General features: G+C 64.5%; 18 protein-coding genes. 9 read left to right on the forward strand and 9 right to left on the reverse strand.

All coding sequences use genetic code 11. From position 1 onward, the window contains the following. Positions 1–42: 42 nt before the first annotated feature. Entirely contained in the window at positions 43–729 is a 687-nt protein-coding gene (locus AC5O5R_RS11955) for a GNAT family N-acetyltransferase (RefSeq protein ID WP_172229726.1), read from the reverse strand. A gap of 80 nt (positions 730–809) precedes the next feature. Further along, complete coding sequence (gene argC / locus AC5O5R_RS11960; protein WP_494515397.1) at positions 810–1,751, reverse strand: N-acetyl-gamma-glutamyl-phosphate reductase; 942 nt, start codon at positions 1,749–1,751, stop codon at positions 810–812. Positions 1,752–1,968: 217 nt separating this feature from the next. On the opposite strand from argC, the gene AC5O5R_RS11965 reads away from it, so the two are divergent. Beyond that, complete coding sequence (locus AC5O5R_RS11965) at positions 1,969–2,850, forward strand: LysR family transcriptional regulator (protein ID WP_172229730.1); 882 nt, start codon at positions 1,969–1,971, stop codon at positions 2,848–2,850. A 235-nt stretch (positions 2,851–3,085) separates the two neighbouring features. On the opposite strand, the gene AC5O5R_RS11970 is transcribed toward AC5O5R_RS11965, so the two are convergent. Next, positions 3,086–3,292 (reverse strand): tautomerase family protein, encoded by a 207-nt coding sequence (locus tag AC5O5R_RS11970; RefSeq protein ID WP_172227776.1) that lies wholly within the window; start codon positions 3,290–3,292, stop codon positions 3,086–3,088. A gap of 18 nt (positions 3,293–3,310) precedes the next feature. Continuing rightward, positions 3,311–4,045, reverse strand: a complete 735-nt coding sequence (locus tag AC5O5R_RS11975; RefSeq protein ID WP_172227778.1) for an SDR family NAD(P)-dependent oxidoreductase — start codon at positions 4,043–4,045, stop codon at positions 3,311–3,313. A 123-nt stretch (positions 4,046–4,168) separates the two neighbouring features. Between AC5O5R_RS11975 and AC5O5R_RS11980 the strand changes: the two genes are divergently transcribed. Continuing rightward, entirely contained in the window at positions 4,169–5,089 is a 921-nt protein-coding gene (locus tag AC5O5R_RS11980; RefSeq protein ID WP_172227780.1) for a LysR family transcriptional regulator, read from the forward strand. Positions 5,090–5,182: 93 nt separating this feature from the next. After that, entirely contained in the window at positions 5,183–5,446 is a 264-nt protein-coding gene (locus AC5O5R_RS11985) for a PA2433 domain-containing protein (RefSeq protein ID WP_172227782.1), read from the forward strand. A gap of 60 nt (positions 5,447–5,506) precedes the next feature. Here the strand turns inward: AC5O5R_RS11985 and AC5O5R_RS11990 are convergent, their stop codons facing one another. Then, the gene (locus tag AC5O5R_RS11990; RefSeq protein WP_172227784.1) at positions 5,507–6,157 is read right to left on the reverse strand and encodes a TIGR04211 family SH3 domain-containing protein; all 651 of its coding nucleotides are present in this window, start codon (positions 6,155–6,157) and stop codon (positions 5,507–5,509) included. A gap of 432 nt (positions 6,158–6,589) precedes the next feature. On the opposite strand from AC5O5R_RS11990, the gene AC5O5R_RS11995 reads away from it, so the two are divergent. Next, positions 6,590–7,069, forward strand: a complete 480-nt coding sequence (locus AC5O5R_RS11995; RefSeq protein WP_172227786.1) for a VOC family protein — start codon at positions 6,590–6,592, stop codon at positions 7,067–7,069. A gap of 3 nt (positions 7,070–7,072) precedes the next feature. Beyond that, a complete protein-coding gene (locus AC5O5R_RS12000) occupies positions 7,073–7,276 on the forward strand; it encodes a hypothetical protein (RefSeq protein WP_256678494.1) in 204 nt (67 codons plus the stop codon). 316 nt (positions 7,277–7,592) lie between these two features. On the opposite strand, the gene AC5O5R_RS12005 is transcribed toward AC5O5R_RS12000, so the two are convergent. After that, the gene (locus tag AC5O5R_RS12005; protein ID WP_172227788.1) at positions 7,593–9,341 is read right to left on the reverse strand and encodes a BCCT family transporter; all 1,749 of its coding nucleotides are present in this window, start codon (positions 9,339–9,341) and stop codon (positions 7,593–7,595) included. 312 nt (positions 9,342–9,653) lie between these two features. Between AC5O5R_RS12005 and AC5O5R_RS12010 the strand changes: the two genes are divergently transcribed. The 4 genes from AC5O5R_RS12010 to AC5O5R_RS12025 all read left to right on the forward strand — a co-directional run bounded on the left by AC5O5R_RS12010 (position 9,654) and on the right by AC5O5R_RS12025 (position 11,821). Further along, positions 9,654–9,971: a hypothetical protein gene (locus AC5O5R_RS12010; protein WP_172227790.1), complete on the forward strand. Its 318-nt coding sequence runs from the start codon at positions 9,654–9,656 to the stop codon at positions 9,969–9,971. Between the two features lie 8 nt (positions 9,972–9,979). Continuing rightward, complete coding sequence (locus tag AC5O5R_RS12015) at positions 9,980–10,180, forward strand: DUF1289 domain-containing protein (protein WP_172227792.1); 201 nt, start codon at positions 9,980–9,982, stop codon at positions 10,178–10,180. Between the two features lie 49 nt (positions 10,181–10,229). Then, positions 10,230–10,871, forward strand: coding sequence for a LysE family translocator (locus AC5O5R_RS12020; RefSeq protein ID WP_172227794.1), 642 nt, complete (start codon positions 10,230–10,232; stop codon positions 10,869–10,871). Positions 10,872–11,029: 158 nt separating this feature from the next. Then, the gene (locus AC5O5R_RS12025; RefSeq protein ID WP_172227796.1) at positions 11,030–11,821 is read left to right on the forward strand and encodes a substrate-binding periplasmic protein; all 792 of its coding nucleotides are present in this window, start codon (positions 11,030–11,032) and stop codon (positions 11,819–11,821) included. Positions 11,822–11,836: 15 nt separating this feature from the next. Here the strand turns inward: AC5O5R_RS12025 and AC5O5R_RS12030 are convergent, their stop codons facing one another. The 3 genes from AC5O5R_RS12030 to AC5O5R_RS12040 are packed head-to-tail and all read right to left on the reverse strand — an operon-like array spanning position 11,837 to position 15,903. Beyond that, entirely contained in the window at positions 11,837–13,180 is a 1,344-nt protein-coding gene (locus AC5O5R_RS12030; protein WP_172227798.1) for a c-type cytochrome, read from the reverse strand. Positions 13,181–13,198: 18 nt separating this feature from the next. After that, positions 13,199–15,448: a xanthine dehydrogenase family protein molybdopterin-binding subunit gene (locus AC5O5R_RS12035; RefSeq protein ID WP_494515398.1), complete on the reverse strand. Its 2,250-nt coding sequence runs from the start codon at positions 15,446–15,448 to the stop codon at positions 13,199–13,201. Next, on the reverse strand, positions 15,448–15,903 hold the full coding sequence (locus tag AC5O5R_RS12040; RefSeq protein WP_172231659.1) for a (2Fe-2S)-binding protein: 456 nt from the start codon (positions 15,901–15,903) through the stop codon (positions 15,448–15,450). The genes AC5O5R_RS12035 and AC5O5R_RS12040 overlap by 1 nt, the downstream gene beginning before the upstream one ends. Positions 15,904–15,964: the final 61 nt, after the last annotated feature.

Here is a 15,964-nt window from a genome sequence, read left to right on the forward strand (position 1 = left end):
TATCCCTGTGGGAGCGGGCGAGCCCGCGAAAAGGCCCCTCGATCAATGTACGGTCTTGCGCTGCCGCACACACTCCCGCGCCTGAACGGCCAGCTCGTCCAGCCGCTCATCGCGCATCTGTTCCGCTTCGATCATCGCATCTTCACCCTGCTGGTTAAGCAGGTAGGTATGAATCTGCATCACTTCAACCGCCTCGTAGATCGGTGCAATGTCCAGCCGCCCGATCAACGCACCGCTGGCTTGCCCGGTACTGCTCATCAGCACCTGCGGCCCGTTGGCGGCCACTGCCTGCATGCCCATGGCCTCGAACCACGGCACCTGGCTGGCAAAGGCGTTCAGTTCCACGCAGGCATGGCGCGCCTGCAGATCACCCAGCAAGGCGCGGGCGATACCTTGGCGGCGGTGGCTGGGTTGCACGGCCAGGAACGCCAGCGCGCAGGCCTGTTCGTCGTCCTCGGCCGGCAGCGACAGGGCAAAGCCCAGCAGCTGGTCGGGCGCCTCGGCGTCCAGCGCCAGTGTCAGCGCCACCGCCAGGCCGCGGGTGCCGTCCATGGCTTGCAGGTACTGGTGCACCTCCATGCCGACGCCGTACTGGTACAGCGGATACAGGGGGTTGTCGGCAGTGATGGCGACACTGCTCAGTTCGCTGACATTGTGGATCACCAGCTCGCGGATCTGGTTCTGGAAAGATTCGGGCGGCACGCTGTCGAGGCGGCTCAGGATGAACATCGGGTGACGGGCTCCGGCGGGTGGGAATACAGCCCGCGCCGTGCTGGCGCGGGCTGTACAGTTTAACCGGTTTTTCCGTTTCAGCCTTGTGCCTGTAACGCACCAAGCATCAGGTCCAGGTTTTGCACCGCCGCGCCCGAGGCGCCTTTGCCCAGGTTGTCGAACACCGCAGTCAGCAGTACCTGGCCGTGCTCGGGGTTGGCGAACAGCGCCAGGCGCAGGTCGTTGCTGTCGTTGAGCGCCTCGGGGTCGAGGTTGGCCGCAGCGCCGTGCTGGTGCAGGGGCATGACCTGGACGTGCCGGGCACCTTGATAGTGCTGTTCCAGGCAGGCTTGCAGCTGGCCGGCGCTGACCTGGCCAGGCAGCAGGCGCAACTGCAGGGGAATGCTCAGCACGATGCCCTGGCGGTAGGCGCCGTATCCGGGCATGAACATCGGCCGGGCCGACAGGCCGGCGTGCTGCTGGATCTCTGGTACGTGCTTGTGCGCCAGTTCCAGGCCATAGAGCTGCAGGGTCGGGGCCTTGCTTGCGTCGGGCTGTTCATGCCGTTCGACTGCAGCGCGTCCGCCGCCGGAGTAGCCAGAGATGGCGTGGATGTTCAGCGGATAGTCGGCAGGCAGCAGGCCGGCCTTTACCAGTGGGCGGAGCAGGGCAATGGCCCCGGTGGGGTAGCAGCCGGGGTTGCTGACACGCTTGCTTTGCGCAATGCGCTCGGCTTGTTGGTCGTCCAGCTCTGGCAGGCCATAGACCCAGCCCGGGGTGGTGCGGTGCGCGGAGCTGGCGTCGATTACCCGCACCTGCGGGTTGTAGATGGCCGCCACGGCCTCGTGGGCAGCGTCGTCGGGCAGGCACAGCAGGGCGATGTCGGCGCTGTTGATTGCCTCGCGGCGGCGTTGCGGGTCTTTGCGTTCGCTTTCGGGCAGGGTCAGCAGGCGCAAGTCGCTGCGGCCTTGCAGACGGGCGTGGATTTGCAGGCCGGTGGTGCCTTGGTCGCCATCGATGAAGACAACAGGGGTATGCATGGTCGGGGTCCGGTTGGGGAGGGGTGGGTTATGCTCGCCTGTGGCTTTGATTAAGGAAATTTGAATATCATGACGGTAGTGTTCAGATTTTCTGAACGAACATGTCAAGGCCGGCCCTTTAGCGGGTAGATCGGATCGCCGCACCGCCGCTTCTACACGGACGGGGCTGGGTTTGACAGGCCCTCAGGCTCTTCCTGTGAAGTGGACGGTATAGACAATGCGCGAAATCAGCCTCGACCGCCTCCGCACCTTGGTGGTCATCAGCGACCTTGGCTCGTTTGCCGAGGCTGCACGCCAGCTCAACCTGGCGCCGCCCACCATCAGCCTGCACGTGGCCGAGCTGGAGGCGCGGGTTGGCGGTGCTTTGCTCAGCCGCACCCGCGGCCAGGTTCGGCCCACCGCGATCGGCGAAACGCTGCTGGCGCGTGCCCGTCGCTTGCTGGCCGATGCCGACCTGGCGCTTGAAGAAGTGCGCCGGCAGGTCGAGGGGCTGACCGGCCGGGTGCGGCTGGGCGCGTCCACCGGGGCCATCGCCCACTTGTTGCCTCAGGCGCTGGAGCAGCTGCGGGTGGAGCACCCGAGGATCGACGTGCAAGTGCAGGTGCTGACCTCGCAGGCGTCGCTGGCACGGCTGCGCGAGGGCACGCTGGACATCGGCCTGGTGGCCTTGCCGCAGGTGGCGGGGAAAGGGTTGACGGTAACCCCTTGGCGGCGCGACCCGATCCTGGCTTATGTGCCTGCCGACTGGCAGCCACCGGCGAAGGTTACGCCGGCCTGGCTGGCGCAGCGGGCGTTGATCCTCAACGACAGCAGCACCCAGCTGTCGCGGGTGACCGGGGAGTGGTTCGCAGCGGCGGGGCTGTACCCCGAGCCGCGGATCGAGCTGAACTACAACGATGCGATCAAGAGCCTGGTCGGCGCCGGGTATGGGGCGACGTTGTTGCCGCAGGAAGGTGAGGCGGCGGAGCTGGACCGGCGTGTTATGCGCAGGCCGCTGCGGCCGGGGTTATGGCGGCAGTTGGGCATCGCTTGCCGGGAAGGGCAGGGGGAACGGGCAACGGAGTATGTGCTGCAGGCGTTGGAGCGTTTGCGGCAGTAGGGGCTCCATCGTTGGCAGGGGATTTTTGGGGGGATTGCATCGGGGCTGACAGGTGCTTGGCACAGCATTTTCAGCGCCTATGAGATCGAGCGCCGCCCGCGCGGCGCTCGATCTCATAGGCGCTGCACCTCTAATGGCAAGCACCTGTCAGCCCTGATGCAATTTGCCCTGGAGCATAGAATCACCCTCACACTCTGCGCAACGCCTGGTGATCGGTTCTCGTGTGGCAGCAACCTCACCGCCGCTCTCGCGCCCGTACCTGGGTCACCGTCTCCCCACCAACCCCCCAGTTATCGGTCGGCACCTCCTCGATCACCACAAAGGTACTGGCCGGCGGTTTGCCCAGCACTTGCTGCAACATGCGGGTGGTCTGCTCGATCAGCTGGCGCTTGTGCTCAGCAGTTACCCCTTCATCGGTCACACGAATATGCACATAAGGCATGGCTGCTTGCTCCTCTGTTCAGTGCCAGGTGCCGGCAGTGCTGCCGCCATCCACCGGCAAGATCACACCGCTGACGAAAGCTGAGTCGGCCAGGTACAGCACGGCGTCCACCACGTCCTGCGGCGAGCCGGTGCGGCCGCTGGGTGACAGCGCGCCCAGGCCTTGCACATTGCCCCCATGCAGTGGGGTATCGATGATTCCCGGTGCCACCGCATTCACCTGCACCCCGCTGGCCGCCAGCTCCAGCGCCAGGCCTTTTACTGCCTGGTTCAGGCCGCCCTTGACCAGCACCGGCAACAACGCGGGTACGCGGGTGTCTGGTTGCAAGGCGATGGAGGCGGTGATGGCGATGATCTGCCCGTGCCCTTGCCCTGCCATGATCCGCGCCGCTTCCTGGGCCGGGTAGAAGAACCCCTTCAGGTTGGTCCCGACCAGCGCGTCGACATCCACTGCGGTGTACTCGGTAAACGGTTTGGCAATGAAGATGCCGGCATTGTTGATAAGGATGTCGACCCCACCAAAGGTTTGCACCGCGCTGGCGAACAACCGCTCAGCCGTGCCTGGTTCGGCGATGTCGCCGGCCACACCAACAAAGCGCGAAGGATTGCCGAGGCGGCCGGCGGCCTGCTCCAGGCGCGCCTGGCTGCGGGCATTGCCGACGACATTGTCGCCGCGTTCGAGGAACGCCTCGGCCAGGGCGAAGCCCAGGCCGCTGGAGGCCCCGGTGATGATGACGGTTCTTGGCTGGGTCATGCTTGCGTACTCCGGAAGGTGAGCCGATGGCTCGGGTGGAGCTCACTGTAGGCTGCAACACATGCTTGAAAAATGTGCCGGATAGCATTTCAATCAATACACCATGTAATCAATCGAGCCCTCATGTCCCGCCACTTCGATGACCTGCAACTGGGCAGCCTGGAGCTGTTTTGCCTTGCCGCTGACAGCGGCAGCTTTACTGCCGCAGCCACCGAGGCTGGCGTCACTCCGGCGGCGGTAAGCCGCAGTGTGGCCCGTCTGGAGGAGCGCCTGGGAGTGCGCCTGTTCGTGCGCACCACCCGGCAGATGCGGCTTTCCGAGGCTGGGCAGGCGTATTACCAGCAATGCCGCCAGGCGCTCGGGCAACTGGTCGAGGCAGAGCGCCAGGTCACAGGCGGCCAGGTCGCGCCCAGCGGCCGCCTGCGCATCAGTGTGCCGACGCCTTACGCGCACCACCGGCTGCTGCCGTTGCTGCCGGCGTTCCAGCAACGCTACCCGCAGGTGCAGGTAGACGTACATGTCAGCAATCGCAACGTCGACTTTGCCGAGGAGCACTTCGACCTCGCCATCCGTGGCCGCGAGCCTGCCGACTCGCGGCTGGTGGCGCGGCGCCTGGAAGATGCCCCGTTGGTGGTGGTGGCCACGCCCGCCTACCTGGCACGCCGGGGCACACCGCAAGTGCCGGAAGACCTGGCTGGGCACGAGTGCATCCAGTTCGAACTGGCCAGCAGCGGCCGGCGCCCGCGCTGGAGTTTCCGCCGCGATGGCCGAGAACTGGAGTTGGAGACCGATGGCAGCTTCACCTGCCTTGGCGATTTTCTTGCCACCGCAACCCTGGTGCGCCACGGCGCCGGGCTGATGCAGGCCTACCGCTTTACCGTGCAGGAGGCGCTGGACAGCGGCGCGCTGGTGGAGGTGCTGGCCGAGTACGGCGGCACCTCGCGGCCGTTCGTGCTGATCTACCCGCAGTCCCGGCACATGCCGCTGCGGCTTCGGGTATTCATCGACTATCTGTTCGCTGAAGGCGCACGATCACACGGCTGAGCGCAGGTGTGGTTGCCCGAGGGGGACTATGCTGTGTGTGGCGTCGAGCCGATGTCGCTCGAGCATCTTTCGAATTTCCCAGGAGAATGTTGCATGAAATCCATGACACTGCTGGTGATTGCTTCGGTGCTGAGTTTTGCTGCACATGCGGATCCCAAGACCAACTGCGATGCGAAGATTCAGGAGTTGGAAGACTTCCACAAAGCTAGCGGTCAGGCGATGCACGGTGGCATGGCACATGACTTCAAGGTGAAAATGGAGGAGGCCAAGACGGCGCGGGACAAGGGTGACATGACCAAGTGCCAGTCGGCTGCGGACCAGGCCAAGACCATCTACAACAAGGCGCGTAGCAAGTAGGTGTGAGCCGTGCCGGCCTCTTCGCGGAACAAACCTGCGAAGACGCCGGCATAGCTGGCATCAGAACCAGCGGTCGTTCTTCTTCCGGCCACGGGTCAACGCCGGCAGGATCAGCCCCATCAGCAGCCCCGCGCCGGCAATGCTGCCGCCATACACCATGTAGCGCATCATCACCTGCTTGTTCTCATCGCCAAGGCGCGCCTGGGTATCACGCAGGGTCGACTGGCTCTCATCGAGCTGCTCGCTCAGCGCCTTGTTGCGCGCCTCCAGTTCGTCGACCAGCTTCTTGCGTGAGTCGAGGGTTTCCTGCATGCCCTGCACACGGTTCTTCCAGCTGTCGTCGATGGTCTTCAACTGCCCGGTCAACTCTGCGACCTGGGCATCGAGCAACGGCAGGCGTTCGTTCTGGCCGGGCACCGACTGCAGGTCGTTGCTGAGGATCCACACCACATCGCCATTCTGCCCGCGTACCTGGCTGTAGTTGCCCTGGCTGCCGACCAGGGTCAGCTTCTGCCCGGACTTGAGCGTGCCGACGATGCGGTGGCCGTCGGTCGGGCCGCTGCGCACGTAGGTGCTCAGGCTGTCACTGACCCAGCGTGCATCGCTGGCAGGCTCTTCGGCATGCGCCGGTGCGGCAAGGGCCACCACGGTGGCGATCAGGCCACCGCGCAGGGCAATGAGGGCGGAGGCAGTTGGGCGGGATTCGGGCATGTTGGGTCTTCGCTGAAACAGGACAAAAGTAGGCCCGGTGACTGGGCCGGTGAACCGGTCGGTGAGTTGACCGTCAGCGAAAGACCGCTTTTTTGTAAGCAGGTTCACTACCTGATGTCGGAAATGTCTGCAGAATGTTGCGGCGCCCGGCCTCAGGCAGCGCCCCTGCTGTCGTTGACTGTGGCGATGTTGCTGACCGCCATCGCCGGGCAGATTGTTGAGCGCAGCGCCAAGCTTGCTATCCTCGCCACAACAGCAGTCGCGAGACCCCCATGCCCAGACCCCGCAAGCAAGCCCGCCAACGGCAGGTCAATGGAAGGGCTCGCAGCAGGGGGATTTATCGTACAGGCGTACGGTAAAATCGGCTGTGCGGGCCTTGGGTCAATGCCGAGGCTAGACTCTAACGTTCTCCCTCATTCATGGAGCACCACCATGACGGCCAAGAACACAATCTGCCTCTGGTACGACCACGATGCCGAAGAGGCCGCGAATTTTTATGCCAGCACGTTTCCCGACAGCAGCGTGATCGCGGTGCACCAAGCGCCGGGTGATTACCCGTCGGGCAAGCAGGGCGACGTGATCACGGTGGAGTTCACGGTGATGGGCATCCCTTGTGTGGGCCTGAACGGTGGCCCGACGTTCAAGCACAGTGAAGCGTTTTCGTTTCAGGTCAGCACCGAGGACCAGGCCGAAACCGACCGGTTGTGGGACGCAATTATCGATAACGGTGGCGAGGCCAGTGTATGCGGCTGGTGCAAGGACAAATGGGGGATCTCCTGGCAGATCACCCCGCGCATCCTCATCGAAGCCATCGGCCACCCCGACCGTGCGGCGGCCAAGCGCGCGTTCGACGCGATGATGCAGATGGGCAAGATTGATGTGGCCGGTATAGAGGCGGCGTTGAACGGGTGATGCGTGACCCTGTGGGGCGCTTCCACCGAGATCGCGCCCCCGTTATTGCGCCCCAGCGGTGCTGCGGGGCTGTGCGACGAGTACCCGAGCATTGGTTACCCGGAAGACCCTGAATCCTATGGCTACGAAGGCGAGCTGCAGGCGGGCATGGCGCTGTGCGTGGAGGCCTGCATTTACGCGTTCGAGGACAGCTTCCTGGGCGATTGACTGGCCCTGAAAAACAACACATCCGCAGGCTTGCCAAGGCCCGGTAGGAGATCGCCCAGCTCATTGGGCTACGGTGTCGCGCATAGAACGGATGCTGGGCGCTCCGCGTACCCTGTGGGAGCGGGCGCGCCCGCGAAGAATCCAACCCGGTGCATGGCACCGGCTGCGCCGGTGTTCGCGGGCACGCCCGCTCCCACAGGTTCCCTGCTAAATCAGTGAGTTATGTGCAGTTCTACGAGAGCCCACCCGCGAATGCGTTGGCCAAACCAACGACGCATTTGCGGGTAAAGCCCAAAGAGACGAGCGCCAGCCGGTTTCAGCGCTGGGCCACTTCACTGGCCTCTGCCGCCGGCTTCACCGAGGCCTTCTTCTCCTGCACCACGATGTAGAACTCCTCGCCATGCTTCACCGCCCCATACAGCACGGCTTTTTCGATCAGCTCGTTGCCACGCAGGTGGCGCAGCATCATCGGGTCCTTGCGCAGGTCGCGGTACAGCGCCAGGCACAGCAGCACCATCACCACCACGAACGGCAAGGCCACGACAATGGTCAGGTTCTGCAGCCCGGTCAGCGCCTCGCCAGGGTCACCCGGGTCGCCGATCGCCAGCATGATCGCCGCCACCGTACCGGTCAGTGCACCCCAGAAAATCACCGTGCGCCGTGATGGCGCGGTGGTGCCATGTTCCGACAGCGTGCCCATCACCAGCGAAGCGGCATCGGCACCGGAGACAAAGAAGATGCCCACCAGGACCATCACCAGCACCGAGGTGGCCGAGGCCAGCGGGTAGCTGTCCAGCAACTGGTACAGCGCATGGTTGCTGTTGACCGCCCCGTTGGCCAGTTGCAGCGCGCCGTCGCGCAGGGCGTCGATGGCCGCGCCGCCGAACACGGTGAACCACACCAGGCTGACCAGGCTCGGCACCAGCAGCACGCCGGTCACGAACTGGCGAATGGTGCGGCCACGGCTGATGCGGGCGATGAACATGCCCACGAACGGTGTCCAGGAGATCCACCAGGCCCAGTAGAACACCGTCCAGCCGGCCAGCCAGTTGTCCATCTGCTCGCCGCCGCTGGCGTTGGTGCGGGCCATCATTTCCGGCAGCATCTTGATATAGATGCCGATCGAGGTCGGCAGCAGGTTGAGCATCAGCAGGGTCGGCCCGACCACGAACACGAACAGCGCCAGCAGCAGTGCCAATACCATGTTGGTGTTGGACAGCCACTGGATGCCTTTGCCGATGCCCGATACCGCCGAGGTGACGAAGGCAATGGTCAGCAGCGTAATGATCGAAATGTAGAACAGCTTGCCCGGGCTTTCGATCCAGCCGTTGTACTCCAGGCCGCCGGCGATCTGCAGCGCACCCAGGCCCAGCGAGGCGGCCGAGCCGAACAGCGTGGCGAAGATCGCCATCATGTCGATCAGCCGGCCCAGCGGGCCGTTGGCGTGCTTGCCGATCAAGGGGCGGAAGGCAGCGGAAATCAGCTGCGAGCGGCCGCGGCGGAAGGTGCCGTAGGCAATCGCCAGGCCGACGATGGCGTACATGGCCCAAGGATGCAGGGTCCAGTGGAACAGCGTGGTGGCCATGGCCACCTGCATCGCTTCGCTCGACTGGGGGCTGGCCGAACCAGGCGGCGGCGACACATAGTGCGACAACGGTTCGGCCACGCCGAAGAACATCAGGCCGATACCCATGCCGGCGCTGAACATCATCGCCACCCAGGACACCGTGCGAAATTCTGGCAGTTCGCCATCACGCCCCAGCGGCACCCGACCGTAACGGCTGGCGGCCAGCCACAGCACGAACACCACGAACAGGGTGGAAGTGAGCACGAAGAACCAGCCGAAGTTGAGAATGACCCAGGATTGCGCGCTGGAAGCGCTGCTGGCGAGGCTGGCCTGGTTGAGCAGGCCCCACAGCACGAATGCGATGGCCAGGCCGCTGGTGCAACCAAACACGATCCAGTCGAGCTTGCCCTCGAAACGCCGGTCCTGGCGGGCTTCTGCGGTTTTCGAGGGGTCGGTCACCCCAAGGTCGAGCGTTTCGGTGATGTGTTCCTTTGCCATGAAGAATGAGGCCCCTGTGGCTTACCTGCAGGTGCAGGCTTGTTGTTGTGTGGGCTACCGAGCTCGATGACGGCCTCGGCCGGGTGAGTTGCCGCCGCGATTATCCTGTGCCGCAAAAGGCGGCTCCTGTCCCGATTACGCCCTGGGGCGTCCATTGCGCGACCTGCCAACTGCTTTTAGTTCCGGGGGCCATGACCCTTTATACCTCGCGTTCTGGTAACCTGACGGTCATTACCCGGGCCTGCACATCCGAGCACCGTAGAAGCGCTGCTGCTTGTGGGCCAGGCCGTACCAGGAAACGGAGATTCGTCAATGGCCACTGACCGTGTGAGCCTGATTCATTTCGATAAACTGAGCATGAGCCCTGACGCAGCCGATCGGTTCCAGAAGGCTCTCGACGCGCTTGAAGCGCTGAAGTTGCAGGACCGTTACGTGTATCTCATCGCGCATTATCTGGGTGATATCGCCGACGCCTCCGACACTGAGCAACTGAATACCGCCTTGGCCCAAGGCATTCGCGTGGTCGATGAACTGCTGCCGCCCAGGTCGGTCAGCAAGGTCAAGGCTGCAGAACTGCGCAAGGTTTTCCACGACGCCGCCGAGCGCGCGCGTGCGCAATTGTCTGGCTGAGCACCGGCATGGCCAAAGACATCGACAACCCCTGCGTCTCGTTATGCCAGCTCAACAGCGAGCTGTGCGTAAGCTGTGGCCGTAGCCGTGACGAAATCCGCAAATGGCGGGGCATGAAACGCCCGGAAAAGATGGCCACCGTGCAACGGGCGGCGACGCGCATGAAGGCTATCGCCAAAAAGGCAGCCAAACGGCAGAATGCCGACTGAACCTGCGTGCCATCCACGCAGCCTTTGCCGATTGCCTGACGAGCCTGAAATGGATTCCCACTCGCTGCTTGCTTTTACCCTGGTTGCCGCTATCGCGATTGCCAGCCCTGGCCCTGCCACCCTGATGGCCATCAACAACAGCCTGGCCCACGGCCAGCGCAGCGCGATCTGGTCGTCGCTGGGCAATGGCTTGGGCCTGTTCTGCCTGTCGGCAGCCGCCATGCTGGGGCTGGGCGCGCTGCTGGCCAGTTCCGAAATGCTGTTCAATGCCGTGAAGATCCTGGGGGCGGGCTACCTGTTCTACCTCGGGGCGCGGCAATTGCTGAAAAAAAGCCCGATGCTGGTAGCGGGAAGTGCAGAGGGCGTGGCCAAGGTCCGGCCTACGCCTGTGAAACTGTTCAAGTCGGCCTTCTTCACGGCGGTCACCAACCCCAAGGCGACCATGTTCTTCACTGCATTGTTTCCGCAGTTCATCGACCAGGGCGCCGCATTGCTACCGCAGTTCCTGACCCTTACCGGGATTTTCGTGGCGTTGTCGCTTACCTCACTGAGCCTGTATGCCGCCTTGGCTGCGCGGGCAAAAGGGGTATTGACGCGGCCGTCGCTGTCGCGCTGGGTGAGCCGGGTGGTGGGTACGACCTTTATCGGGTTTGGTGCAGCGATCCTGGCGATGCGCCGCCAAGGCACGTGAAAATGCGTGGTCCGGCCGATGAAAGGCCAGCCTGCTAGCCGCTGATGGTCCAGACTGTCTGCAGCACGCGCAGATGATTGCTGCAGTCGACCACAGGAGGTGGCAGCCTTTGGCCGCTCCGCCGGGTCGGCGGATGTCACAGGTGCCGAGGGTCGTCGATGATCGAGCGTTGCTTTCGCTACGCCTTGCCAGTTTTTCTGTGCCTGCTGCTTCCCTTGGCGGCGGCAGCGGCTGAGCAATGTCGACGGCTGACCGCCACCGGTAACCCGGAATACCCCCCGTACCTGTGGCGCGACCCGCAAAACCCCCAGCAGCTGATCGGCGCCAATGCCGACCTGCTCAAATACCTGGGCAAGCAGCTTGGGCTGGAAATCGATGTGATCTACGCCGGGCCTTGGTCGCGCGCGCAGGAAGAAGTGCGTACTGGCCGGATCGACCTGCTGGCCGGGTATTTTCAGACCGATGCGCGTCGGCAGCAGATGGACTTCGTCGCACCGCCATTTCTGCACACACCCAGCGTGGTGTGGGTGCGCCGGGACAACGCCTTTGCCTATCGGCAATGGGCCGATCTTGCAGGTCGCAAGGGCGGTACGCTGGTCAACAACAGCCACGGCCAGCAATTCGACGACTACGCCAAGGCCAACCTCACCCTTGAAGCGGTGCCCGGTGCCCGGCAGGCGTTCGAGAAACTGATGCACAAGCGCAGCGATTACGTGGTGTACGAGCAGTACCCCGGCATGGCGCTGGCGCGCACGTTGGGTATCACAGGCACTCTCCAGGTGCTGGAGCCGCCGGTTTCCAGTGAGGGGTTGTACCTGGCGCTGTCGCGTAACTCGCGCTGCAACCAGTCACAGCTGCGTGAAGCGCTGGCACGGGAGATGGAGAGGATCGTTGCCGGGGAATTGCCGGAGCGGTTGTTGAAGCAGAACCTGGAGCGGGCGCAGCCGTAGCAGCCCGCCCCTGCTTCAGCGCATATGCAGAATGATCGGGCTGCTGCTGGCCGGGTCGGTATGTTCACGCAGCTTCCCCACCGCCTGCGCATTCACCGCACCACCGTGGTTGCCCCATGCCGTGCGCACGAAGCTCAGCACCTCGGCAATCTCCTGATCACTCAACTGCTCGCGCAAAGCCGGCATGCGATAGGCATCCGGCACCCCGGCAGTTACCACGCGCTGCGAACCGTTAAGGGTGATGTTGATCGCCGAGGCCGCCTCTTTGGCCAGGGCCGACGTGGCCCCGGCCAGCGGCGGCATCCATTCGGCCTGGCCCTTGCCATCCAGGCCGTGGCACGTTGCGCAGCGGGTCACATAGGTATATGCGCCCGGGCTGTCGAGCCGCGCCGTTGCAGATTCTGCCTGGTACTGCCACGGCACGCCGTCGCGCTGCGGGTCGCCGGGCAGCGATTTCAGGTAGCGGGCAATGGCGGCAAGGTCCTCGTCATGCATGAACTGCAAGGAGTTGTTGAACGCCTCGGTCATCGAACCGAACACCACCGCATGGCGGTTTCGCCCGGTCTTCAGGAACTGCGCAATGTCCGCCTCGCTCCAGCGCCCCAGCCCGGTATTGGGGTCGGCGCGCAGGCTCGGTGCGTACCAGCCATCGAGCAGGGCGCCGGCGAGGAACGGCTTGCCGCTGTCATCCAGGGCTTTCTCGTTGAAAGCCAGGCCCCGCGGGGTATGGCAGCTGCCGCAATGGCCGGGCCCCTGGACCAGGTAGGCACCACGGTTCCACTGCGCATCCTGCTCGGGTTTGTCTGTGTATGGTGTGTTGGCAGCGAACAGGCCGTTCCACAGGGCGATGGGCCAGCGCAGGTTCAGCGGCCAAGGGATATCGCTGGCCAGGTTGGCCTGCCGGGCAGGTTGCACCCCGTGCATGAAGAACGCATAAAGCGCCTTCACATCATCATCGCTGAGCTTGGCGTAGGACGGGTAGGGCATGGCCGGGTACAGCCGCCGTCCGCCAGGAGCCACGCCTTGACGCACGGCGCGGTCGAAGTCGGCCAGGCTGTAGTTGCCAATACCTGTGTCGCTATCAGGGGTGATGTTGGTGGCGTGGATTGCGCCCAGCGGGGTGGCCATTTCCAGTCCGCCGGCAAACGGTCTGGCGTCTGGCAGGCTGTGGCAGGCCACGCAGTCGGCGAGACGGGCCACGTACTCGCCGCGGCTGACCAGCGCCGGGTCGCTGGCCACGATCGGCGTCCCGGCAAACGGCGAGGCGGGCTCGCGGGTGACGTACCAGGCCAGCAGGCCTGCCGCGACCAGGCAGGGCAGCACCAGCCAGCCAGCGGTCCTTGCGAAACGATGGGTCATGGGGCGTTCCTTGTGCAGTCAACTGAAGGTATGGCGGCTCAATGGCAGGCTGCGCACGCGCTGGCCGGTAAGCTGCGCGACTGCATTGGCCACGGCCGGTGCCACGGCGGGCAGCGGCGGCTCGCCGATGCCACCCATCTTCGCGCCGCTTTCGACAATACGTACATGCACCCGGGCCATGCGCGAAGGTGGCAGGATCGGGTACAGGTCGTAGTTGCGCGCGCGCGGTTTGCCGTCCACGTACACCGCTTCCTCCAGCAACGTCTGCGATAGGCCCAGGGCGACTGCGCCGTTGACCTGGTGCTCGATGATCGCCGGGTTGACGATGCTGCCCGGGTCGATGGCCTGCCAGATGTCGTGCACCTTGACCTGGCCGTTGTCGATCGACACCTCGGCAATCACCGCGGCCTCCGAGCCGAACGGTGAGGCCATGGCCACGCCCCGCGCGCGCTTGCTGCCATCTTCGGCGGTGAACGGGCCGCGTTTCCAGCCACCGGACAATTCGGCGACCGCGTTCAGCAGGTTGGTCAGGCGCGGGTTGTCGCGTAGCAGGTGGCGGCGCAGTTCGAACGGGTCCTTGCCGCCCTTGTCGGCCAGTTCGTCGAGAAAGCTTTCATAGAAGAAGTCGTTCAGCGAATTGCCGACCGAGCGCCAGTAACCCAGCATGGCCGGGCCTTTGACGTAGATCTGGGCAATGCGCTTGTTGGCAATGGCGTAGGCCTTGCCCGATAGCCCTTCAAGCGCGGTTGGGTCGACTTTGTCGCCTTGCTTGCCGGCGATGGCCTCGGTGGGGCCTTCAGTGGCACTCACCGCCTCCAGCGCAACCGGCCAGCCCTCGGCGTCCAGCCCAGCGCGGAATTTCACCACAGCAACGGGCCGCAGCACATCGCGCAGAAACTCCTCTTCACGGCTCCAGATAAGCTTCACTGGCCGGCCGACTGCCTTGGCCAGGGCGATGGCCTGGGGGTAGGGGTTGGCCGAGTCGTACAGGAAGTGGCGGCCAAAGAAACCGCCCAGCAGCGGCGAGTGGAGGAGGATCTGTTCAGGGTCCAGGCCCGTACGCTTGGCAATGTCGTCACGGAACATGTCCGGTGCCTGGTTGGGCAGCCAGACCTCCAGGGTGCCGTCGGGGTTGTAGCGGGCGAGGGCAGAGGGTGGCTCCAGCTGGGCGTGGTTCAGGTACTGGTTATGGTAGCTGGCTTCGATGCTGGTCTTGGCATTCCCCAGTGCGCCGGCGATATCGCCTTCGTTCTCCTCGTCGCGGGCCGGCCCCTGCACGGTGGCCAGGTGCTCGCGCCAGCCGTCGCTGGAAAAGTCCGCGGGCATCGGCCGCACCTTGGTGTCCGCCGCCGGCTCTTTCCAGTCTACCTGGACCGCTTCCACCGCGCGCTTGGCGTGCCACCAGCGCTCGGCGACCACGGCGACGGCGCCTGGCAGCTGATGCAGTGAATGCACACCTTTCATGGCCTTGACCTGATCCTCATTGCGCAGGCTGCCCACGGTCATGCCCAGACGGGGTGCGTGCTGCACGGCGGCATGCAGCATGCCGTCGACTTTCATGTCGATGCAGTACTGGGCCTTGCCGGTTGACTTGTCATAGGCATCCAGGCGGCGCACGGGTTTACCGATCCAGCGAAACTGGCTGGGGTCGCGCAACTTGACCGTGCTCGGATCAGGCACCGGCAGGTCCATCGCGCGCCCGGCCAGCTCACCGTAGGGAATTGAGCGGCCAGTCGTGGTATGTACTACGTTACCCGGCGTGGTGGACAGCTGTTCGACCGGTACGCCGAGCTGTTCGGCGCCTGCCTGCAGCAGCATGGCACGGGCCAAAGCGCCCAGGCGGCGCATGGTCGGGTAGCTCATGCGCACCGACATGCTGCCACCGGTAATACGCATGCCGTTTTCCATCACCACATAGGCTTCGCCGGGTGGCGCGCTGTCCACCACGAAGTTGGCAGGGTCGACATCCAGCTCTTCGCCGACGATCTGCGCCATGGCGGTAAAAGGCCCCTGGCCGCCTTCCATGAACGGGCTGAGCAGGCGCACCGTACCGTCCGGGCGGATCTCCAGAAACGCCGGCACCTGGGTGCCGCGTTGCGCGCTTGCTGTGGCCGCCGCTTGCACCCGGGCCGTGCCCATGGGCAGGCCGAAGCCAAGTACCAAGGCGCCGACCGCAGTGCCGGCGATAAAGCGCCGGCGTGACAGATTGACTGTTTCGCCAAGCTGCAGTTTGAGCAGTTCGGCGGGGGTATCGGCTGGGGTGTTCATCAGGCTGTTTCCCCCTGAGCCAGGTCATGCACGGCGACATGGATAGCGTTATAGGTGCCGCAGCGGCACAGGTTGACCATCGCCGCTTCGATCTGCGCGTCACTGGGTTTGGGGGTGTGCTTGAGCAGCGCCGTGGCCGCCATCACCTGGCCAGACTGGCAGTAGCCGCACTGGGCCACCTGGTGCTCGACCCAGGCGGCGACCACGCGCTTGCCGACCGCATCGGCCTCGATCGCTTCGATGGTGGTGACCTCGCGCCCGACCACTCCGGCCACCGGGGTAACGCAGGCGCGCACCACATTGCCGTCCACCAGCACCGAGCAGGCGCCGCACTGGGCCAGGCCGCAGCCATACTTGGTGCCGGTCAGGCCCAGGTCATCGCGAATTACCCACAACAAGGGCGTGTCGGCGTCCGCCTCGACCTGATAGGTCTTCTGGTTGATGCGTAGTTCCATGGTTCACCTGCCATTCACGGTTGCTGTCGCTGTGTTTTTTGCCTGGGGAATACGTTGTTCT

This window comes from Pseudomonas sp. 8_5_2, assembly GCF_059295255.1.